A 20947-nucleotide genomic window follows, 5' to 3' on the forward strand; every position below is an offset into this window, starting at 1 on the left:
GTAGATGCGGCACCTCAGAACTCCACGCCGCGCTGGGCCTTCACGCCCTGCTCGCGATAAGGGTGTTTAACGAGCCGCATTTCGGTGACGAGATCGGCGGCGTCGATGAGCGCGTCCGGCGCATGGCGCCCCGTCACCACGACGTGCAGGCTCGGGTCGCGCGCTTGCAGCACGCCGAGCACTTCGTCGAGCGGCAGGTATTCGTACTTCAGCACGGTGTTCAGTTCGTCGAGAATCACCATGCAGTATTCGCCGCTCTCGATCATGCGCACGGCCTCGTTCCAGCCCTTGCGCGCGGTGGCGATATCGGCGTCGCGGTTCTGCGTGTTCCAGGTGTAGCCGTCGCCCATGGTCACGAAATCGCACTGCGGGTGAGTGCCGAGGAAGTCGCGCTCGGACGTGTGCAGCGCGCCCTTGATGAACTGCACGACGCCAAGGCGCTGGCCGTGCCCCAGCATGCGCACGCCCATGCCGAAGGCGGCGGTGCTCTTGCCCTTGCCGTTGCCGGTATGCACGATCAGCAGGCCCTTTTCGACGGTGGCCGCCGCCTGCTTCTTCTCGTGCCCTTCGCGGCGCCGTTGCGTCATGCGCTGATGCGCGTCGGGATCGGTCTTCATGGTGTCCTCATGGGTGGCTGATTAGGGCTGTGACGGGATGCGTGCGCGTCGGCAATGGCGACTGTCACGCCGTCGCAGGCGCGTTTCGCTGCAACGAGCCGGCCGCCTCGCGCCGCGAGCAGCGCGCACGGCTCGCACACGGCTGCTACGCCGACATGGTCGAGCGCGGCGGGCGAACGGGCGAGGTCAGGGTGCTCACGCAGGCAGGCGGCGATCTCTTCTGCGGAAAAAACCTTCAGCGGCAACGCGTGACGATGGCAGAACGCAAGCAAGGCGGGCTCGTGCGCTTTCGCGTCGAGGGTGGCGAGGCAGGCGACGTGTTCGCCGATATGCGTTGAAGCGCGTTTTGCAGCGTCATCATCGTCTGCCACATCGCGCAGCGCCGCTTGTACCGCGGCTTCGATCTGAGCGAGCGACACGCCTCGCCGGCAGCCGATGCCGAGCACGAGCGAGCGGCCCGAGCGGTGCGTGGCCGCGCGGTCGGCGGCATCGGTGGCTTGGGTGGCATGCGTGGCATCGGCGTCGTGAACCGGCTGTGCGGTTTGCGCGTTCGCGGCGGTCAACGAATCCGGCATTGCGGTGCGGCTCATGCTGGGTTGAATCGACTGGGTTGGATAGGCCCGCGCCCATCCGCAGGCGGGCGCATACGATAGCACAGGCCCCTCGCACAGGCCGCCGACCCAGGCCCCTCACCCAGGCCCTTCGCAGCCCCGCCGGGCTTCCTTGACGCAGCCAGCCGTGGCACCTACACTCCGTGGCGATCTGGTGCTCGCGCGCGCGTTCCTTGCGCGCGCAGTTAAACGGGAAACAGCGGTTCGCCGTCTATTGACGCACGGTCCGAACCAAACTGTGCTGCCCCCGCAACGGTAAGCGAAAGCATCGCGACATGCGATGCGGAGCCGGCTTCGATGTATGCGCGCAAGGCCGCGCATGCAGACAACCACTGCGCGAGAAACAACATCACTCGCGTGGGAAGGTGAAGCGGCGCTTTCGCCAGCCCGGATACCGGCCAGAGCGAAGAGTGGGCGCTGCGGGTGAGCGGCGTTCCGCTGGGTCGGCATCGTTATGCGCATGCCGGCCGTTGCTCAATCGGCTCGACCCGCCAGGGCGCCTGACTGCTTTCCAGCGTGGCTTCGTTTGCTTCGGCAAGTCAGGTTGCTTCATGCACCTTCCATGCGACGCGTGAGGCGCGCATCGTGCGGCGTGGCACGGCCACTACCTGAACCATCGAGGCCCCGCATGTCAGAACTCATGCGCAAGATTCCCGTGACCATCGTCACCGGCTTTCTCGGCAGCGGCAAAACCACGCTGCTGCGTCACATTCTTCGCGAGGCCAACGGCCTGCGCGTCGCCGTCATCGTCAACGAGTTCGGCGAACTCGGCATCGACGGCGAAATACTGAAGGGCTGCGGCATCGGCTGCGATGAAGGCGACAGCGGCAACGACAGCGAAGGCGCAGGCCAGCTCTACGAACTCGCGAACGGCTGCCTGTGCTGCACGGTGCAGGAAGAATTCTTCCCCGTGATGGAAGCGCTCGTGGAGCGGCGCGCGCAGATCGACCACGTGCTGATCGAAACGTCGGGGCTCGCGCTGCCCAAGCCGCTCGTGCAGGCCTTCAACTGGCCTTCGATTCGCAACAGCTTCACCGTGGACGCCGTCGTGACGATGGTGGACGGACCCGCCGCCGCGAGCGGCCAGTTCGCCGCGGACCCGAACGCCGTGGACGCGCAGCGCCGCGCCGATCCGAATCTCGATCACGAGTCGCCGCTGCACGAACTGTTCGAAGATCAATTGAGCGCCGCGGACCTCGTCGTACTCAACAAGACGGACCTCATCGGCGAAGCGGAGCAGGCCGCCGTGGAGGCGCTGATTCGCGAAGAACTGCCGCCGCACGTGAAGATTCTGCGCGCGCAGGGCGGTCAGCTTGCGCTGCCCGCGTTGCTCGGGCTCGCAGCGGCGTCCGAAGCCACCATCGATCAACGTCCCGACCATCACGGCTCGTCGAACGATCCCGACCATCACCATCACGACGACTTCGATTCGGTCGTCGTCACGGGTGCGCCGGCCACGCGCGAGGCGGCCATTGCGGCGCTGGGCGCGCTCGTGGAACGTCACACCATCTACCGCGCGAAGGGCTTCGCCGCGCTGCCCGGCGCGCCGATGCGGCTCGTCATTCAAGGCGTGGGCCGGCGCTTCGACAGCTACTTCGACCGCCGCTGGCGTGAGGATGAAATGCGTGACGAAATGGGCCACCAGGCGCGCACGAGCCGCTTCGTCCTGATTGGCGAAGACCTCGATCAGGCCGTGCTGCAAGCAGCGTTCGACGCGGCGCTAGCCTCCACCACCGCCGAAGCCACGGGACGCTAGACCGCCATGCATCTGCTGCGCACCGTACCCGGCGGTTTCGTCGACGACACGGCGGGCGTGATCCGCATCGACCAGCGTCCGGCCGACATCGTCGTGCTCAGTTCGGCCGACACCACGCTCTCGCTGCTCGCGAGCGTGATCGAACGCATGGGGCCGGGCTTTCCGAGCCTGCGGCTCGCGAATGTCGCGTTCCTGCGCCAGCCCGCGTCGGTGGACTTCTATATCGACGACGTGTTGCAGCACGCGCGCGTGGTCGTGGTGGACCATCTGGGCGGCGAAGCGTATTGGCCTTACGGCATCGAGCGCGTGGTGGAACTCGCGCAGCGCAGGGGCCAGACGCTCGCGATGTTTTCGGGCGACTTGCAGGAAGACCCGAATCTCATTGCGAGAAGCACCGCCGACGCCGCGCTGTGCCGGCAACTGTGGCGCTATCTGCGCGAAGGCGGCCTCGCGAATGCCGAAGGCTTCCTGCGCGCCATCGCCTGGCACGCGCTGGGCTGGGGCCGCGAGCCCGCGCCGCCCGTGCCGCTGCCCGCTGCGATGCTGTACTACCCGGCGAATCCCGCGAATGAGGCCCGCACGGCGGCAACCCTGCCGACGGTCGCAGACTGGCAGGCCCGCTGGCGTGAAGGCGCGCCGGTGGTCGCGCTGCTCTTCTATCGGGCGCACGTGCAGGCCGCCAACACGGCCGTGTTCGATGCGCTGATCGAAGCGCTCGAAGCGCGCGGCATGAATCCGCTGCCCATTGCCGTGACGTCGCTGAAAGATGCGATGAGCCGCGACGTCGTCGCGCAGTTGTGTGCCGACCATGGCGTCGCGCTCGTGCTCAATACGACGGCGTTCGCGGCGTCGTCGCTGGATGAACCCGCTGCCCCTGCATCGCTCGCGCTCACCGGCGACGCGCCTGTGTTTCAGGTGATTCTGAGTTCGGGCAATCGCGATGACTGGCTCAAAGACAACCAGGGCCTGCATTCGCGCGACATCGCCATGCACGTCGCGCTGCCCGAGGTGGACGGGCGCATCATCACGCGCGCCGTGAGTTTCAAGGGCTTCGCGTGGCGCTGCCCGCATACCGAAGTGGACGTGGTGCGCTATCAGCCCGACGCGGAACGCGTGGCGTTCGTGGCCGAGTTGAGCCGGCGTTGGTGCAGGCTGCGCAGCCTGCCGAACAGCGACAAGCGCGTCGCATTGGTGCTCGCCAACTATCCGATGAGCGAAGGGCGCATCGGCAACGGCGTGGGGCTCGATACGCCGGCGTCGGTGGTGGGCATTCTGCAAACGTTGCTTGCCGAAGGCTATCGCGTGGCCGAAGTGCCCGCAAACGGCGCCGCGTTGATGAACCGCCTGACCGAAGGGGTGACCAACGACCCCACCGTGCGCGACCTGCGCCCCGCCTTGCAGAGCCTTGCGCTCGACGACTACCTCGCGCACTTCAACGCATTGCCCGCCGAGGTGCGCAACGCGCTGAACGCACGATGGGGGGCGCCCGAGCAGGACCCCACGGTGCGCCGCGGCCGTTTCATGATCGCGGGATGGCGCTGCGGCCACGTGTTCGTGGGCATTCAGCCCTCGCGCTCGCGCGAGGCCGCGGACTACGCGAGCTATCACGACGCCGACCTCGTGCCGCCGCACGCGTATCTCGCGTTCTACTTCTGGCTGCGCCACACGTTCGGCGTGGACGCGATCGTCCACGTGGGCAAGCACGGCAGCCTCGAATGGCTGCCCGGCAAGAGCGTGGCGTTGAGCGAGCAGTGCTGGCCCGACCTCACGCTGGGGCCCACGCCGCATCTCTATCCGTTCATCGTCAACGACCCCGGCGAGGGCAGCCAGGCGAAACGGCGCGCGCATGCGGTGATCGTCGATCATCTAATGCCGCCGCTCACGCGCGCCGAAAACTACGGGCCGATGCAGGACCTCGAACGCCAGGTCGACGAATACTACGAGGCACTGATGGTCGACGCGCGGCGCGCGAAGCTGCTGCGCGCAAGCATTCTCGAGACCATCGTGAAGCATCGTCTGCACGAGGAACTGAGCGTCGCAAAGCCGCGCGGGGCGGACGAGGAAGACGCGCTGCTCGTGCGCGTGGACGCATGGCTCTGCGAACTGAAGGAAGCGCAGATCCGCGACGGCCTGCACGTGTTCGGCCATTCGCCCGAAGGGCGCGAGCGACGCGACACGCTGCTCGCGCTCGCACGCTTTCCTGCCGGCGACGGCCAAGGCGCGAACGCGGGCTTGATCGATGCGCTCGCGAAAGATCTCGGCATCGCTGATTGCTTCGATCCGCTGACGGCGGAATGGTCCACGCCGTGGACCGGCCCGCGGCCCGCGTGGCTCGAAGCCGTGAGCGATGCGCCGTGGCGCCACAACGGCGACACCCGCGAGCGGCTGGAGCAACTGGCGGCGGTGTTGCTCGAAGGCGTCTGCGAAGCGACGGCGGGCGATGCGGCTGAAGGGATTGAAGCGGAAGAAGAGGCACAAGCGGCAGAAGCGGCAGAAGAGGCAGAAGAGGCAGAAGAGGCAGAAGAGGCAGAAGAGGCAGAAGAGGCAGAAGAGGCAGAAGAGGCAGAAGCGGCAGAAGCGGCAGAAGCGGCAGAAGCGGCTCGCGCGGATGCGGGGCCATCCCGCCTTGCCGGTTTGCTCGATGCCGCGCAAGCAGCAACCGCCTTGCCGCTCGCGACCCAGGTGCTGCACCGTCTGCGCGACGACGTGCTGCCGCGTCTCGACGCCTGCGGTGGCGAAGAATTGCGCCAGCTCACGCGCGGTCTGGAAGGCCGCTTCGTGCCGCCGGGCCCCAGCGGCTCGCCGTCACGCGGCCGCCCCGACGTCCTGCCCACGGGCCGCAACTTTTATTCGGTGGATACGCGCGCCATTCCCACTCAGGCCGCGTGGGCGCTCGGCGTGAAGTCGGCGCGCCAGTTGGTGGAGCGGCATCTTCAGGAGCACGGCGACTATCCGCGCGCCATCGGTCTCTCGGTCTGGGGCACGGCGACCATGCGTACGGGCGGCGACGACATCGCCCAGGCGCTGGCGCTCATCGGCGTGCGGCCGAAGTGGGCGGCGGGCAGCCATCGCGTGACGGACTTCGAGATTCTGCCGGCGGGCGCGCTGGAGCGTCCGCGTATCGACGTCACGCTGCGCGTGTCGGGCTTCTTTCGCGACGCGTTTCCGAACGTGATGCATCTATTCGACGCCGCCGTGCAGGCCGTGGCGGATCTCGACGACGAGCCCGAGGACGTGAACCCCATCCGCGCGCGCGTGCTGCGCGAGCGCGACGCGTGGATCGCACGCGGGCTCGACGCGCAGGAAGCCCGCCAGCGGGCCGGCTGGCGCGTGTTCAGCGCGCGGCCCGGCACCTACGGCGCGGGTTTGCAGCAGATGATCGACACGCGCCAGTGGCAGACCGACGAAGACCTCGCCGAGGCCTATCGCGCCTGGGGCGGCTACGCCTACACGCAGACGGGCGCGGGCGAAGCCGCGCACGGCGCGTTCGCTACGCGGCTTGCCACCATCGACGTCGTGCTCCAGAACCAGGACAACCGCGAGCACGACGTGCTCGATTCGAACGACTACCACCAGTTCCACGGCGGCATGACGGCGGCCGTGCGCCATTTCGCGGGACAGCAGCCGCAGGTTTATCACGGCGACCACAGCAACCCTGCCGCACCGCGCGTGCGGCCGCTCGCCGAAGAGATAGCGCGCGTGATCCGCTCGCGCGTGGTCAATCCGAAGTGGCTGGACGGCGTGAAGCGCCACGGCTACAAGGGGGCCGCGGAAATCGCCGCGACCGTGGACTACCTGTTCGGCTACGACGCAACCGCGCGCGTCGTCTCGGACCATCAATACGCGCTGGTGGCGGACGCCTACGTCAATGACGCCGACACGCGCGCTTTCATGCAGCAGCACAATCCGCACGCGCTGCGTTCGGTGTGCGAGCGGCTGGTCGAGGCGATGGACCGCGGCCTGTGGCAGGCACCCGGCGAACGGCGCGCGCAGATCGAAAGCCAGTTGCTCGCCATCGACGAGCGCATTGAAGAGAGGTCATCGTGAACGCATCCGCTGAATCCGTGCCCGGCATGTTGCCGCGGTCTTATCCGTTCAGTGCCCTCGTCGGCCAGACCGCGTTGCGCGAAGCGCTGTTGCTCGCCGCCGTGGACCCCGGCGTGGGCGGCGTGCTGGTGAGCGGGCCGCGCGGCACGGCGAAATCGACGGCGGCGCGCTCGCTGGCCGAACTGCTGCCCGAGGGCCGCTTCGTCACGCTGCCGCTCGGCGCGACCCAGGAGCGGCTCGTGGGCTCGCTCGACCTGAACGAAGCGCTGCGCGGCGGCAGCGTCACGTTTTCGCCAGGCTTGCTCGCGCAGGCGCATCACGGCGTGTTGTACGTGGACGAGGTGAACCTGCTCGACGACGCGCTCGTGGACGCCGTGCTCGACGCCGCCGCAAGCGGCGTGAACGTGGTGGAGCGCGACGGCGTGTCGCACAGCCACGCGGCGCGCTTCGTGCTGATCGGCACCATGAACCCGGAAGAGGGCGAACTGCGCCCGCAGCTGCTGGACCGCTTCGGGCTCATGGTCGAACTCGACAACTGCTTCGATGTGGCCGCGCGGCAGCAAATCGTGAAGACGCGGCTCGCATTCGACGCGGATCCCGATGCGTTTTGCCGCGCCTATGCCGACGAGCAGCAAGCCGTGGCGCAACGCATCCGCGAGGCACGTGAAGCGCTGCCCGCGCTCGCCTTCGACGACGCGATTCACGCCGACGTGAGCGCGCGTTGCATCGAAGCCGGCGTGGACGGCTTGCGTGCCGACCTCGTCATGTTGCGTGCAGCCCGCGCGCTGGCCGCGCTGGCGCGCGCCACGGCCATCACGACCGTACACGTGGACCGCGTGGCGCCCGCGGTGTTGCGGCATCGGCGACGCGAGGAGGAGGGCGGGCAACGCGGCGAGCGGGCTGCATCGCCTGGCTCGTCGTCTGCACCGCGAGGTGACACGGCTGGCGCCGCTCACGAAGAGAAAGGCCGTTCCACAGAAGGCGGCGACGTTCGTCATGGATCGCCGCCGCACGCGGCAGCGGCGCAACCCGATGCCGGAACGCCGAGCCCGGGCGGCGAGCGCGACTGGGGTTACCTTGCGCCCGAGCACACGGGCATCGCCAACGTGAAGGGCGTGATCCCGCTGTCCGTAAAAAAACGCTGAGCCATCGGAAAGGCGCCGCCGCTGACTCGCGCAGCGGATTCCGATGGCCGGGTGAAGTGGGCGTGAGCGCACGGCGCGATGGCGGATCTCGCACGAGCATCGGCACGGGCGGCAGCACGCGCATCGCGTGGCCCGCCACCTTCGCGCGCAAGCGCAACGCGCCGCTGCGCGCGGACCATCTGCGCTACGTGCGCCAAACCGCGGAGCGCGGCGAGTTGCATTGCTTCGTGCTGGACTGCTCGGCGTCGATGCTGGGCGGCGAACGTCTCGCGCTCGCCAAGGGCCTGCTGGTGCGCTGCTTCGATTCCGCGGCGCGGGCACGCGTCGAGGTGGCGCTGGTCTCTTTCGGCGGTGTGCGCGCTGACGTGCGCTTCGGTCCGGGCGTGCCGCGCTGGTGGAACGAACGATGGCTCGCGCCGGTGGGCGGCGGAGGCGGAACGCCTTTCGCGCTCGGTCTGCGCACAGCGGGCCAGGTGCTTCAGCGTGCCGCGCGCAGACAACCGGCACAGCACCGCGCGCTCTGGATTCTCACCGACGGCCGCAGCAGCGAACGCCCCGCGAAGCCGGCCTGGGCCGATCGCATCGTGTTCGTGGACTTCGAGCGCGAGGTGCCGGCGCTTCAGGTGTGCGGCCGGCTCGCGCAGGCGTGGGACGCGGAGTGGGTGCGGGCGGAAGCGCTGACCGGATGAGGTGAGCGGCGAGCAGGGCGCGGCAGACCGGTCACGACTGAAAAAAGCCGGCGCGCCAACCCGCCCTTACGCCTCATACCACCGCGGCGTATAAATCCACTCGCCGTGGGGGCCGCCCGCCACGCCGCGCGTGGTCGACGATCCGACGATCACCATCGTGCGCATGTCCACCTGATCGGCGCGCAAGGCGCCCAGCGTCGTCGTGACGAGCGTGGCGCCGGGCCGGCCGATGTCGCGGCCCAGCACCACGCGCGTCTGCGGCGCGCGGTAGCCGCGCACGATGTCGAGCGCGCGGTCGAGCTGCCAGGGCCGCGCGCGGGAGATCGGGTTGTAGAACGCCATCACCAGATCGGCCTCGGCGGCGTGGCGCAGCCGTTGCTCGATGATGCGCCAGGGCTTGAGGTTGTCCGAGAGCGAGAGCATGCAGAAGTCGTGGCCCAGCGGCGCGCCTGCCTGCGCCGCGGTGGCCATCGCCGCCGAAACGCCCGGCACGATGGCGAGCGCCACCTTGCGCCAGCGCGGGTGGTCGGCGGTATCGAGCGCTTCGAGCACGGCGGCTGCCATCGCGAACACACCGGGGTCGCCGGACGAGACGATCGCGACGCGCCGCCCCTCGCTCGCGAGCGCGAAGGCGTGGCGCGCGCGCTGAAGCTCTTCGCGGTTGTCGGTGGGATGCACGCGCTGATCGTCGCGGAACGGGCCGGCCATGTTCACGTAGGTCGCATAGCCGAGGATGTCGGTGGCCTCATGGAGCGCCGTGCGTGCGGCCGGCACCATCAGTTCGGCGCTGCCGGGGCCCAGACCCACCACCGTCACGCGTCCGCGCGCCTCGCCCGGCAGAGCCGCCGCAACGGGCCGCGACGCGACGGCGAGGGCAATGCCGTTGTGGTGCGTATGGATTTCGTGAGGCACGCGCAACGCTGTGCGGAGCAGGTGTCCGGCGCGCTCGTGGGGCGCGTTGCCTTGCTCCGTTGCGTCACCGGCGGCGCTAAACCGCAGCGGCACGCCCAATGAGCGCGCCGCTTCTTCGAGGGCGTTGTCGTCCATGCGCTCTTCAGGCGCGAGCAATGCGGCGAGCGCAAGCGGTGCCAAACCTTGCGCGCGCAGCGCCTCGTGAACGCGGTGCACGAGGGAGGCGGCCTTGGTGATTGGCGTGCCGGTCGAGTCGGGTTCGCCATCGGAACCGGAACGGCTGTTGAGGCCGGGTGCTGCGATTGAGTGGTCGGTCCCGTCCAGATTGTTCTCTTCGCCGCTCGTGCTGTTCTTCGCCGTCAGGTCGTGCGCGCCGTTCTTCGCTGCGCCATCGTTGCAGGCCGTATGCGCGCCATCCGGCGCGTTCAAATCCCCTACGGCCGCCACCACACTCTTCGGATGCACCACGAGTTCATCGCGCCGTTCGTCCGATGCCTCGGCCGTCACGCGGATCGTGAGCCGCGCGGATGCGTCCACCGGCAACGGCACGCCGTCGAGCCACGGTGCTTCGCCTTCGATGCGCGCATGCTCGCCCGCCAGCAGATCGGAGACGAAACGCTTGCCTTGTTCGAGGCTCGCGAGCGCGTAGCCTTCGGGTGGATTGAGCAGGCAGGTGCCGAAGCGCAGTTCGCCGCTCGTCGTGATGGCGGGCGCTACGCCGAGCGTCGCGGCGATCTCGCGCGCTATCACGTTGACGCCCGCAAGTCCGCCCAGCAGCGGCACGACGGCGCTGCCGTCTTCGGCCACGGCAAGCACGGGCGGCTCGGTGCCCTTGTTCGCCAGCGCGGGCGCGAGGCTGCGAATCACGATGCCCGCCGCGCACAGCGCCACGATGGGCGTGCCCTGCGCATAGAGCGTGCGCAGATGGACGCCGAGTTCGGTGAACGCCACGTCCGCATCCACGCGCGCGTGCAGCCCGTGCAGTTGCGCGCCCGCGTAGCTCGCCTGAATGCGTCGCGCGGTGTCGAGCGCCCCCGGCCCCAGCACGACGATCGCGGGCGGTGCGCTTACCCTTGCCATTTTTCCCCCGGCACGACGAGCAGCGAAAAATACGGCGACGCCATGGGGTCCACGTCGGCGAGCGGCACGATGCGCTGGTTCGCCATCGTGGCGCGCTCCACGTAGAGCGCACGGCTCGCGAGACCCAGTTCATCCAGCACGCGCCGCACCTTTTCGAAGTTCCGGCCCAGTTTCATGACGACGGCCGCATCGGCGTCCTTGAGCCTGCGGCGTAGTTCGTCTTCGGGCAGCACGCCGGAGAGCACCGAAAGGCTCTGGTTGCGATAGACGAGCGGCGCGCCCAGCACCGCCGCGCCGCCCAGCATCGAACAGACGCCGGGCACCACGTCTACGTCGAAGTGGGGCGCGAGGCGGTCGTGCAGGTACATGTACGAGCCGTAGAAGAACGGGTCGCCTTCGCAGATCACGGCCACGTCGCGGCCCGCATCCAGATGCGCGCTCACCACGGCGGCGGCCGTGTCGTAGAAGTCCGCGATGATGGCTTCGTACGACAGCGGTGGCGCAAGCGTTTCGGTCGTTACGGGGTAGATGAGGGGCAACTGGATCTGCTCGTGGGCGAGGTGCGCTTCGACGATGCTGAACGCGTTGCCCTTCTTGCCCTTCGCGACGAAATACGCGACCACGGGTGCGGCCTTGAGCAAACGCAGCGCCTTGAGCGTGAGCAGTTCGGGGTCGCCTGGGCCGACGCCGATGCCGTAGAGTCGTCCGCGCTGCGTTGTCTGCTGCGTTGTCCTCTGCGTCGTCATTCAGCCTCCGAGGCGAGCGCGTTCACGGCGGCCGCGGCCATCGCACTGCCGCCGCGCCGGCCTGCCACGATCACGTAGGGCACGCCGCGGCTGTCGGCGGCGAGCATTGCTTTCGATTCGGCGGCGCCCACGAACCCCACCGGAAAGCCGAGAATCAGCGCGGGCCGCGGCGCGCCCGCGTCGAGCATGTCGAGCAGATGGAAGAGCGCCGTGGGCGCATTGCCGATGGCGACCACGCTGCCTTCCAGATGAGGCCGCCAGAGTTCGAGCGCCGCCGCCGAGCGCGTGTTGCCAAGCTCGCGTGCCAACTGCGGCACGGCCGGGTCGCCGAGCGTGCAGAGCACCGGGTTCGCCGCGGGCAACCGCGCGCGCGTGACGCCTTCGGCCACCATGCGGGCGTCGCAGAGAATCGGGGCGCCGCGCTTGAGTGCCTCGCGCCCCGCCGTGCCGGCGCCCGGCGAAAACTTGAGCGCATCGACGACATCGACCATGCCGCACGCGTGGATCACGCGCACCGCGAGCTTTTCGAGGTCGGGCGGGATGCGGGAGAGATCGGCCTCGGCGCGTATCGTCGCGAAAGACTCGCGGTAGATGGCCTGGCCGTCGCGGACGTAATCAAGCATGGGAAGAAACTCCGGCGTCCGGGCGTGCCGCGTGAAGCACGCGGGCAGCCTCGTCGAGGGTGAGGTGGGCAGCGAGGCGTTCGCCGAAGCGCGGGTGTTCGAAGCGCGGGTTTTCGGGGCGCAAGGCCAGGTCAAGAGCTTCGTTTTCATCGGAAGGCGCTTGCGCGGCCGCCTGCTCGATGCGCCGATAGACGTCGTAGCGTCCCGGTTCCACCGCCAGCAGCGTATAGGGCGCGCAGTGCGCGGCGGCGCACGAGCGCACGCAGCCGCTGAGGTGGACTTCCACGTTCATGTCCGCAGGTAGGTGCGGCGCGAGCACGAGGGCATCGGCTTTCGTGTCGGCATGCGCCTTCACACAGCCCGGTGAGCCGGCGCACGCGACGAGCCTTGCGAGCGGATGCCGCGCGTCCTGAATCAGTCCGAGTGCATCCAGCCCACGTTCGACCTGCGCTAGCGCGGCCGCTTCGAGGTCGGGCAGCAGCAGGCCTTGCCACGGTGTGGCGCGCAGCGTCGCGCGGCCGTGCTTTGCGGCGACCTGTTCGGTCAGCCGCGCGAGTTCGTGCAGCGCGGGCGCATCGAGCCGACCGAGCGGCGGCTGGGCCCCCACGTACCAGCGTTCGCCATCGCGTTGCCGATGCGCGCCGAATCGCAGCGATGCATCGGCCGGCTGGCGGCGCCACGCGTCGACGGCGGCGTCACGGCGCAACGGAAAATCGATACGGCATGCCAGGTGTTCGAGCAGCGCGGCCTCGCCGTGGGTGGCGACGAGGTGGCGCATGCGCGTGTCGTCGGGGCCGGCGAGGTCGAGAAAGAGCGTGAGCAGCGCGCGAACCAGCGCGGGCACGTTGGCCGTCTGCACGGCGGCCAGTGCGCAGCGCTGCGTGCACGAAGGCTTGCCCGCGAGGCCGAACGCGAACCACGTTTCGTCGGCATGTTGCTCGGGCGCGATGGCCGAGAGCCAGATGTCGTGCGGATGATCGAGCGCCGCGAGCTGCTCGCCACCGTCGAGCAGCAACGCGAACTTCGGCGAGAGCGCCGCGAAACGCGGCTCGCCTTCCAGCAGCGCGAGCAGTTGCGCGGCGAGCGGACGCGTGTCGATGAGCGCGCCGGCATCGCGGCCCGCGGTGGGACTCACCATCACGTTGCGCACGTCGTCGGCGGCAGCGAGGCGCGGGGTCAACGACGGTGCGTTGCATGACGCGTCAGACGCAAAGGGCGACGCGCCCGGCAGTTGCCGCGGCCCGAGCCCCGCCGCGAGCAGTCGCGCGATCAACGCGGCCTCGTGACCCGCCCGCACGCCGCGTAGTTGCACGTTGGACCGGTTCGTCAGTTCGATCACGCCGGACGCGTGTTCGCTGGCCGCCTCGGCAATCGCGACGGCCTGCGCGGCGAGCAGTTCGCCGCCGGGCAGCTTGATGCGGCACAACCCGCCGTCGCGTGCGTTCACGATGCGCGTAAGCGCGGGACAGGCGGAAGGCCGAAGCGAAAGAGAGAAATCGTGGCTCAATGCGCAGCGCTCGTTCAGTGAAATCGGTGAGAAGGCTCAACGAAGAATCAGGCGTCGCGCTGCGGCCAGGTGCGCTCCCTGCGTGGCGAGGAGAGCACGCTGCACCGGTGCACCCCGCCCGGTGTTGGCTTGCACGAACGTTCTTGCCGGCAGGTCTCCTGGCTCGCAGCTTGCCGGGTTGCCTCATGGACGACGCACGAAAAAACGCGCTGAACACCATGTGCGACCCGGCGTCCGTGCTGGCCTTCCCGGTGGATCGGCTGGCTTGCCCGATCGTCCAGTGGCGCGTGGCGGCGCGGACTTTCTGCTCACAGTTGCGGGGGCAGCCACAGCTTTGCTGTGTTCCCTTTTCAGCCCCGTAGGGCACCGGCGAGGCGGTATTATCCTCTTTTTTGCGACGGGCACGACCCCGTGGCGAGGCCGCATGGAAGCCCGAACAAGCGAAGGCGAGGCGGCACTGATCAAGCTCAAAGGAAACGATGCGATGCCGGCCTGGCTGACGGTGGTGGGGGTAGGGGAAGACGGGTTTGCCGGGCTCGGCCGGGCCGCGCGGCGCGCGTTGCTCGAAGCAGATGTGGTGGTGGGTGGCGAGCGGCACCTCGCCATGCTGCCCGCGCGCATTGGGGCGCAACGCGAGCCCTGGCCCTCGCCGTTTGACATTGCGCCGGTGCTCGCGCGTCGCGGCAAGCCGGTGTGCGTGCTCGCGAGCGGCGATCCCATGCTGTACGGCGTAGGCGCTACGCTCGCGCGGGCATTGCCCGCCGACGAATGGCGCGTGCTGCCGGCGCCGTCGTCGCTTTCGCTCGCGGCGGCGCGGCTCGGGTGGGCGTTGCAGGAAGTGGCGGTGGTGTCGCTGGTGGGCCGCCCGCTTGCGGCACTGAATGCAAATCTTCACGACGGCGCGCGCATCTTCGTGCTGAGCCGCGACGGCGGCTCGCCGGCCGCCATCGCGGCGCTGCTGTGCGAGCGCGGGTTCGGTGCCACGCGCATGCACGTGTTCGAGCATCTGGGCGGAGATCGCGAACGGCGCATCGACACGCGCGCAACCGCCTGGCAGACCGACGAAGCAAAGGACGTGGCCGCGCTCAACGTCGTAGCCCTCGCATGCGAGGCCACGCACGCGCGTTCGTTGCCGCTCACCTGCGGTCTTCCCGACGACGCTTTTCTCAACGACGGCCAACTCACCAGGCGCGACGTGCGCGCCATCACACTCGCGCGTCTCGCGCCGCGTCCCGGCGAACTGCTCTGGGACGTGGGCGCGGGCAGCGGCTCGATCGGTATCGAATGGATGCGCGCGCATCCCGCATGTCGTGCCCTTGCTATCGAAGCCGATGCGGACCGTCAGCGTTTCATCGAGCACAATCGCGACGCGCTCGGCGTGCCCGGGCTCGTGCTGGTGGCGGGCCGTGCGCCCGATGCGCTGGCTGGCTTGCCGGCACCCGATGCCGTGTTCATCGGCGGCGGCGTGACCGTGCCCGGCGTGCTGGAGGCGTGCTGGTCGAACCTGCGGGAAGGCGGCCGGCTCGTGGCCAACGCGGTGACGTTGCAGGGCGATGCTGCGCTCGTGGCGTGGCGCGACCGTTGCGGCGGCACACTCACGCGCATCGCACTCAACGAGGCGCTGCCGCTGGGTGGCTTCGACACATGGCGGCCGGCGCTGCCGGTCACGCTCTACGAAGTCACGAAGCCTTCGCCCGACGATGGCGGCGCGACCGCTCGCAACGGCGAGCAACGATGATGCGCGACGAAACGTCTGAAACGCCGCGGCCACTGCGCAGCGGCTACACCACGGGAAGCTGTGCGACGGCAACGTCGCTCGCGGCGGCGCGTCTGCTGCTGGGCGGCGAGACAGGTGATGTGGCTGAAATCGTCTTGCCGAAGGGGCAGCACGTTGCGATGAAGCTCAAGTACTGCCGCTTCGTGAACGGTCATGATGGCGCCGAGGGTGCCGAAGCCGGCACCGTGAAAGATGCCGGCGACGACCCCGACGTCACGCACGGCGCAGTGGTCTTCGCGCGCGTGCGATTGAGCACGGAACCCGGCGTGCGCTTTCACGCGGCGCCCGGCGTGGGCACCGTGACGCGCGCCGGGCTCGTCGTGCCCGTCGGCGAACCTGCGATCAATCCCGTGCCGCGCCAGATGATGCGCGACCACCTCGCGCAACTCGCGGCGCAGTATGCGTACACGGGCGGCTTCGAGGTGGCGATCGGCGTGGAAGGCGGCGAGGCTCTCGCGCTCAAGACCATGAACCCGCGGCTCGGCATCGTGGGCGGGCTCTCGATTCTCGGCACCACGGGCATCGTGCGGCCGTTCTCGTGCTCGGCCTACATCGCGTCGATCCATCAGGGTATCGACGTGGCGCGCGCCAACGGCATCACGCACATCGCCGCCTGCACGGGCAACGCGAGCGAAGACGCCATGCGTCGCCACTACGGCCTGCCCGACATGGCGCTGATCGAAATGGGCGACTTCGCGGGCGCCGTGCTCAAGCATCTGCGTCGCGCGCCCGTCGCCCGGCTCAGCCTGTGCGGTGGATTCGGCAAGTTGAGCAAGCTCGCCGCCGGGCACCTCGATCTACACAGCCGGCAGTCGAGCATCGATTTGCCGCTGCTCGCGCAATGGGCCGCCGAACACGGCGCGAGCGACGAACTGCAGGCCGCGATGCGCGCGTCCAACACGAGCCAGCAGGCGCTCGCGCTTGCGCAGGCAGAGGGCATCGCGCTGGGGGATATCGTGTGTCGCGAGGCGCTCGAGGTGGCGCGCGGCATCGTGCCGCCCGAAGTTGCCGTGGAAATGTTCGCCATCAACCGCGAGGGCTGCTTCGTCGGCGAAGCACGATGAAGCGCCTGTTACTGCTCGGCGGAACGGGCGACGCGCTCAGGATCGCGCGAGGTCTGGCGCGCGACGACGTCTATAGCCTCGTGGGACTCGGCAAGGTGCCCGGCGATCTGGCATGCCAGGTGCGCGTGGGCGGCTTCGGCGGCAGCGACGGGCTCGCGCGGTATCTGCGCGAGCAGCGCATGGACCTCGTGGTCGATGCGACGCATCCGTATGCGGCGAACATCAGCGGGCACGCGGTCGCGGCGTGCCGCACGGCTCGCGTGCCGTGCTGGGCGCTGCGGCGTTCCGCATGGCAGCCGGGGCCGCACGACGACTGGCGTTTCGTGCGCAACTGGTCCGAACTGATGGCGGCGCTCGCGCCGTTCGCGCGGCCGCTCTTCACCTCGGGGCGCGAGCCGCTCGCGCGTCTCGACGAAATTCCCGCGCATCAATACTGGACCGTGCGCTGCCTCGACGCGCACGCCGGCAACGCGCGTTGCCGCGTGATCGGCGCGCGCGGTCCGTTCACGTTGGAAGGCGAGCGCGCGTTGTTCGACGAGTGCGGCACCGACGTCGTGGTCAGCAAGAACAGCGGTGGCGTCGCGACCGAAGCGAAGCTCGACGTGGCGCGCGAACGCGGCTTGCCGGTGATCCTGCTGCAGCGGCCCACGCTGCCCGAAGCGGATCGCGCGTTCGACGACGCAGCTGCGCTGCTCGACGCCATCCGTGCATGGCGCGCCGCGCACCGGCGGTAATCCGACGAATCATCACGGAGCGAACGAATGACGGTGTACTTCATCGGTGCGGGGCCAGGCGACCCCGAACTCATCACGGTCAAGGGGCAGCGGCTCGTGCGCAGTTGTCCCGTGATCCTGTATGCGGGGTCGCTCGTGCCGCCCGCCGTGCTCGCGGGCAACACGGCTGAACGCGTGGTCAATACGGCGGATCTCGATCTCGATACGATCGTCGCGCTGCTCGCCGAGGCGCATCGAAACGGGCAGCACGTGGCGCGCGTGCATTCGGGCGACCCGTCGCTCTATGGCGCGATCGGCGAGCAGATTCGCCGCATTCGCGCGCTTGGCATTCCCTACGAAATCGTGCCGGGCGTGACGGCGACGGCGGCGTGCGCGGCGGCGCTCGGCTGCGAACTCACGTTACCCGGCATCTCGCAGACGCTGATTCTCACGCGCTATGCAACGAAGACCGCGATGCCCGAGGGCGAGCAACTAGGCGACCTCGCGCGTCATCGGTCCACCCTGGCGATTCATCTGGGCGTGCGTCACATGGCGCGCATCGTCGACGAACTGCTGCCCCACTACGGCGCGGACTGCCCCGTCGCGGTGATCTACCGCGCGAGCTGGCCGGACGAGGAACGCGTGACGGGCACGCTCGCCGACATCGCGGGGAAAGTCGGGCAGACCGACATCGAACGCACGGCGCTGATTCTCGTGGGCCGCGTGCTGGCTGCGGAAGGTTTCGCCGATTCGTCGCTCTATGCCAGGGCGCTGGCCGCCGGTCAATGAAGGTTGGGCAGGGCGCCAACGCATCTCGCCAACGCATCTGACTGAGCCCGGCCCGTGCGCCGCTGGCGCAATTCGTCATATCCATGTCGGATGCGCGCAAAATTTCGTGACGTGTTCTGACGTCATCCCGATTGGGCCCCGCGATCAATCGTTCGGCACGCGTTCGACACGTGTTCGATTCTTCGTTCGATTGCCGGGCGCCACACGCAGCTCGTTCATCCGAACCGGGGTATCCCGCGCCCAGCCGACATGCGCCGGCTGGCGCTTCAGGGCACGTCATGCGAAAACAACTCACCATCCGCGGCGGGCTGGCCGCGACCATCGGCGGCTATACCGTCCTGCTCATGCTCGTCGTGGGCGCCTGCATCGCCGGGCTCTATGCGGGCAACGCCTCGCTCGAAGCCATGTATCGCGACGATACGGCCGCGCTGCTGCATCTGAAAACCAGTTCCGAACGCATGCTCGTGCTGCGCGGCGCGCTGGGCGACGTGGGGCAGATGCTGAGCGCGGGGCAACCGGCGAAAGAGGCGATTGCACGGCTGCATGAACTGCTCGCGCAAAGCAATGCGGAACTCGACGCCTACACACGCCTGCATGCGGCCGACGCGGCGGAACAGGCGCTCGTCGCCACGCTGCAGCAACACCGCCAGGCGCTGCTCGATCAGGTGGTCACGAAGGCGCTCGCGCAGCTCGATCAGGACGACACGTTCAATTTTCTCCAGACCCAGCGCGAGATGCCGCCCGCGCTTTTCGCGTCCTACCAGCAGGCCATCGGCGCGCTCGAAGACTTCCAGGTGGCGCGTGAAAAAGCCCGCTACGAAGCGGCGGATGCGCGCCTGCGCAAGCTCGTGGGCGGCATGGCGGCCGTGGCGCTCTTCGCGCTCGTGATCGGCGTGGTGGCGCAGCGCGCGCTCGCAAAGGCGGTGGTGGGGCCCATTCATCTCGCGGTGGATCACTTCCAGAAGATCGCGCAGGGTGACCTCACCGCTCAAGTGGTGGCGACGCGCCGAAACGAGATGGCGTACCTGCTCGACGCCCTGAAGCAGATGCAGACGGGGCTCGCGAAGACGGTGCTGCAGGTGCGCACGAGCGCACACACCATCGTGGGCGACGTGCGCGCGATTGCGAGCGGCAACGTCGACCTTTCCGCTCGCACGGAACAGCAGGCGGTTTCGCTCCAGCAAGCGGCCGCGAGCGTCGAGCAACTGACGGCGGCGGTGCGCCAGAACGCCGACAACGCGCGCGACGCGCGCAGCCATGCCGCGGGCGCCGCAGATCTCGCCTCGCGCGGCGGCGATGCCATGCAGCGCGCCGTATTGACGATGGGCTCGATTTCGGAGAGCGCGTCGAAGATCGCGGGCATCGTGAGCGTGATCGAAAGCATCGCGTTCCAGACCAACATCCTCGCGCTCAACGCCGCGGTGGAGGCGGCGCGCGCGGGCGAGCAGGGCCGGGGCTTCGCCGTGGTCGCAGCCGAAGTGCGCGGGCTCGCGCAGCGCTGTGCATCGGCGGCCAAGGAGATCAAGGAACTGATCGGCGACTCGACGCAGCGGGTGGAGGACGGCAGCAAGCTCGTCACACAGGCGGGCTCGACGATGAGCGCGCTCGTCGATGCGGTGGCGCGCGTGAACACGATCATGAACGAGATCAGCCTCGCCTCCGACGAACAGTCCGCCGGCATCGAACAGGTGAACGCCACCGTGACGCAGATGGAGCAGACGATGCAGCGCAACGCGGCGCTCGTGGAGGAAGCATCGGCGGCGGCGCTCTCGCTGGAAGCGCAGAGCGCGCGGCTCTATGAGGCCGTCGCGCAGTTCAACGTGCGGGACGAGGCGATGGCGTGAGCGCATAGGTGCACGGCCGCGTTCTGCGGCCTGCGGCGATTCCGGTTAACCTGTGCGCCTCACGCTGCGCACAGGGCGCGGCCGCAACCGCTATCGCTTTCAGGAACGCAATGACCCAACCGCTCAGAATCGATTTCGTCTCCGATATCGCGTGCCCGTGGTGCGCCGTCGGCCTTTCTTCGCTTCAACTTGCGCTCGCACGCCTGGGCAACGAGGTGGACGCGCAGGTCGTGATGCATCCCTTCGAACTGAATCCGCAGATGGGCCCGGGCGGCGAGGCCATTGTGGACTATCTCGGCAAGAAATATGGCCGTACGCCCGAGCAGATCGCCGAGACCCAGACGATGATCGGCGAGCGCGGCGAGAGCGTGGGCTTCACCTTCGGTCCGCGCACGCGCGTCTACAACACCTTCGACGGGCACCGGCTGTTGCACTGGGCCGGCATCGAAGGTAAGCAGTTGCCGCTCAAGCTCGCGCTGCTGCGCGCCTATCACGGCGAAGGCAAAGACCCGAGCGATCACGAAGTGCTGGTGGAGGCGGCGCGATCGGTAGGGCTCGACGCCGACGCGGCGCGCCAGGTGCTGCAAAGCGGCGCCTACGCCGACGAGGTGCGCGCGGAAGAAGCGCAGTACCAGTCGATGGGCATTCAGTCGGTGCCGTCCATCATTTTCAACGGCCGCTATCTCGTGACAGGCGGCCAGCCGGTGGAAGCGTTCGAGCAGGTGGTGCGGCAGGTGCTGGCGGAGGCGCAGGCTTGATGGGGTTGTGAAGCGGCCGTGATCTGCGGCGGGTCTCCAGCGCTCTGCGTGCCCTGTCGGGTACGACAAATGCGGCTCTTGCGCCCATGTGGCGAGCACGGCGCGAGATGTCTTCAAAGCGTTTGCAGACCGTCTGCAAACGCACTGCAAAGCGCTTTGCAGAGTGCGTCACCGCACAAAGCGTCCGTCGCGACGTTGAATTGTCGGCACGGTCTCTTAGAATGCATTGAGCATGGCTCGCTTCGGCGTGGACCCTTCGCCGGAGCGCA

At 68.7% G+C, this 20947-nt stretch carries 16 protein-coding genes and 2 riboswitches; of the genes, 10 read left to right on the forward strand and 6 right to left on the reverse strand.

Translation table 11 applies throughout. From position 1 onward, the window contains the following. Positions 1-14: 14 nt before the first annotated feature. Together cobO and PXJ20_RS27370 are read right to left on the reverse strand one after the other, a co-directional pair. Positions 15-617, reverse strand: coding sequence for a cob(I)yrinic acid a,c-diamide adenosyltransferase (gene cobO / locus PXJ20_RS27365; protein WP_017778270.1), 603 nt, complete (start codon positions 615-617; stop codon positions 15-17). After that, entirely contained in the window at positions 614-1207 is a 594-nt protein-coding gene (locus PXJ20_RS27370; RefSeq protein ID WP_421032539.1) for a cobalamin biosynthesis protein, read from the reverse strand. Before PXJ20_RS27370 ends, cobO begins: the two co-directional genes overlap by 4 nt. A gap of 156 nt (positions 1208-1363) precedes the next feature. Then, positions 1364-1646, forward strand: a riboswitch (cobalamin riboswitch). Positions 1647-1856: 210 nt separating this feature from the next. Between PXJ20_RS27370 and cobW the strand changes: the two genes are divergently transcribed. Genes cobW through PXJ20_RS27390 form a run of 4 tightly spaced genes read left to right on the forward strand, consistent with a single transcriptional unit; the run spans position 1857 to position 8865 of the window. Then, positions 1857-2984 (forward strand): cobalamin biosynthesis protein CobW, encoded by a 1128-nt coding sequence (gene cobW / locus PXJ20_RS27375; RefSeq protein ID WP_421032538.1) that lies wholly within the window; start codon positions 1857-1859, stop codon positions 2982-2984. Between the two features lie 6 nt (positions 2985-2990). Beyond that, positions 2991-7031 (forward strand): cobaltochelatase subunit CobN, encoded by a 4041-nt coding sequence (gene cobN, locus PXJ20_RS27380; protein ID WP_421032537.1) that lies wholly within the window; start codon positions 2991-2993, stop codon positions 7029-7031. Between the two features lie 26 nt (positions 7032-7057). Then, the gene (locus tag PXJ20_RS27385; RefSeq protein ID WP_421032685.1) at positions 7058-8176 is read left to right on the forward strand and encodes an ATP-binding protein; all 1119 of its coding nucleotides are present in this window, start codon (positions 7058-7060) and stop codon (positions 8174-8176) included. 56 nt (positions 8177-8232) lie between these two features. Beyond that, on the forward strand, positions 8233-8865 hold the full coding sequence (locus PXJ20_RS27390) for a vWA domain-containing protein (RefSeq protein ID WP_421032536.1): 633 nt from the start codon (positions 8233-8235) through the stop codon (positions 8863-8865). Between the two features lie 66 nt (positions 8866-8931). On the opposite strand, the gene cobJ is transcribed toward PXJ20_RS27390, so the two are convergent. From cobJ to cobG, 4 genes are read right to left on the reverse strand one after another with little or no spacing between them, the layout of a single operon-like run. Continuing rightward, entirely contained in the window at positions 8932-10857 is a 1926-nt protein-coding gene (gene cobJ, locus PXJ20_RS27395) for a precorrin-3B C(17)-methyltransferase (protein ID WP_421032535.1), read from the reverse strand. Continuing rightward, positions 10845-11603, reverse strand: a complete 759-nt coding sequence (locus PXJ20_RS27400) for a precorrin-2 C(20)-methyltransferase (protein ID WP_421032534.1) — start codon at positions 11601-11603, stop codon at positions 10845-10847. The genes cobJ and PXJ20_RS27400 overlap by 13 nt, the downstream gene beginning before the upstream one ends. Further along, the gene (locus PXJ20_RS27405) at positions 11600-12226 is read right to left on the reverse strand and encodes a precorrin-8X methylmutase (RefSeq protein ID WP_421032533.1); all 627 of its coding nucleotides are present in this window, start codon (positions 12224-12226) and stop codon (positions 11600-11602) included. Before PXJ20_RS27405 ends, PXJ20_RS27400 begins: the two co-directional genes overlap by 4 nt. Beyond that, on the reverse strand, positions 12219-13733 hold the full coding sequence (gene cobG / locus PXJ20_RS27410; RefSeq protein WP_421032532.1) for a precorrin-3B synthase: 1515 nt from the start codon (positions 13731-13733) through the stop codon (positions 12219-12221). The genes PXJ20_RS27405 and cobG overlap by 8 nt, the downstream gene beginning before the upstream one ends. Positions 13734-13863: 130 nt before the next feature. Further along, a riboswitch (cobalamin riboswitch) is annotated at positions 13864-14119 on the reverse strand. Between the two features lie 98 nt (positions 14120-14217). Between cobG and cbiE the strand changes: the two genes are divergently transcribed. The 6 genes from cbiE (at position 14218) to PXJ20_RS27440 (ending at position 20678) form a co-directional block, all read left to right on the forward strand. After that, on the forward strand, positions 14218-15471 hold the full coding sequence (gene cbiE, locus PXJ20_RS27415; RefSeq protein WP_421032684.1) for a precorrin-6y C5,15-methyltransferase (decarboxylating) subunit CbiE: 1254 nt from the start codon (positions 14218-14220) through the stop codon (positions 15469-15471). Continuing rightward, a complete protein-coding gene (locus PXJ20_RS27420) occupies positions 15471-16574 on the forward strand; it encodes a cobalt-precorrin-5B (C(1))-methyltransferase (RefSeq protein ID WP_421032683.1) in 1104 nt (367 codons plus the stop codon). The genes cbiE and PXJ20_RS27420 overlap by 1 nt, the downstream gene beginning before the upstream one ends. Next, complete coding sequence (locus PXJ20_RS27425) at positions 16571-17308, forward strand: cobalt-precorrin-6A reductase (RefSeq protein ID WP_126879441.1); 738 nt, start codon at positions 16571-16573, stop codon at positions 17306-17308. The genes PXJ20_RS27420 and PXJ20_RS27425 overlap by 4 nt, the downstream gene beginning before the upstream one ends. A gap of 27 nt (positions 17309-17335) precedes the next feature. Next, on the forward strand, positions 17336-18076 hold the full coding sequence (gene cobM, locus PXJ20_RS27430) for a precorrin-4 C(11)-methyltransferase (RefSeq protein ID WP_421032531.1): 741 nt from the start codon (positions 17336-17338) through the stop codon (positions 18074-18076). A 278-nt stretch (positions 18077-18354) separates the two neighbouring features. Then, a complete protein-coding gene (locus tag PXJ20_RS27435; RefSeq protein ID WP_421032530.1) occupies positions 18355-19920 on the forward strand; it encodes a methyl-accepting chemotaxis protein in 1566 nt (521 codons plus the stop codon). Between the two features lie 110 nt (positions 19921-20030). Further along, entirely contained in the window at positions 20031-20678 is a 648-nt protein-coding gene (locus PXJ20_RS27440; protein ID WP_017778286.1) for a DsbA family oxidoreductase, read from the forward strand. Positions 20679-20947 lie beyond the last annotated feature (269 nt).

The sequence above is a fragment of the Paraburkholderia sp. A1RI_3L genome, assembly GCF_048957895.1.
Lineage (GTDB): Bacteria > Pseudomonadota > Gammaproteobacteria > Burkholderiales > Burkholderiaceae > Paraburkholderia > Paraburkholderia kururiensis.

Coding starts and splice junctions, on each gene's coding strand:
- cobN (WP_421032537.1), top strand. CDS start 2,991: ATGCATCTGCTGCGCACCGTACCCGGCGGTTTCGTCGACGACACGGCG.
- cobJ (WP_421032535.1), bottom strand. CDS start 10,857: ATGGCAAGGGTAAGCGCACCGCCCGCGATCGTCGTGCTGGGGCCGGGG.
- PXJ20_RS27370 (WP_421032539.1), bottom strand. CDS start 1,207: ATGAGCCGCACCGCAATGCCGGATTCGTTGACCGCCGCGAACGCGCAA.
- PXJ20_RS27420 (WP_421032683.1), top strand. CDS start 15,471: ATGCGCGACGAAACGTCTGAAACGCCGCGGCCACTGCGCAGCGGCTAC.
- PXJ20_RS27435 (WP_421032530.1), top strand. CDS start 18,355: ATGCGAAAACAACTCACCATCCGCGGCGGGCTGGCCGCGACCATCGGC.
- PXJ20_RS27400 (WP_421032534.1), bottom strand. CDS start 11,603: ATGACGACGCAGAGGACAACGCAGCAGACAACGCAGCGCGGACGACTC.
- PXJ20_RS27440 (WP_017778286.1), top strand. CDS start 20,031: ATGACCCAACCGCTCAGAATCGATTTCGTCTCCGATATCGCGTGCCCG.
- cbiE (WP_421032684.1), top strand. CDS start 14,218: ATGCCGGCCTGGCTGACGGTGGTGGGGGTAGGGGAAGACGGGTTTGCC.
- PXJ20_RS27405 (WP_421032533.1), bottom strand. CDS start 12,226: ATGCTTGATTACGTCCGCGACGGCCAGGCCATCTACCGCGAGTCTTTC.
- cobO (WP_017778270.1), bottom strand. CDS start 617: ATGAAGACCGATCCCGACGCGCATCAGCGCATGACGCAACGGCGCCGC.
- cobM (WP_421032531.1), top strand. CDS start 17,336: ATGACGGTGTACTTCATCGGTGCGGGGCCAGGCGACCCCGAACTCATC.
- PXJ20_RS27385 (WP_421032685.1), top strand. CDS start 7,058: ATGTTGCCGCGGTCTTATCCGTTCAGTGCCCTCGTCGGCCAGACCGCG.
- cobW (WP_421032538.1), top strand. CDS start 1,857: ATGTCAGAACTCATGCGCAAGATTCCCGTGACCATCGTCACCGGCTTT.
- PXJ20_RS27425 (WP_126879441.1), top strand. CDS start 16,571: ATGAAGCGCCTGTTACTGCTCGGCGGAACGGGCGACGCGCTCAGGATC.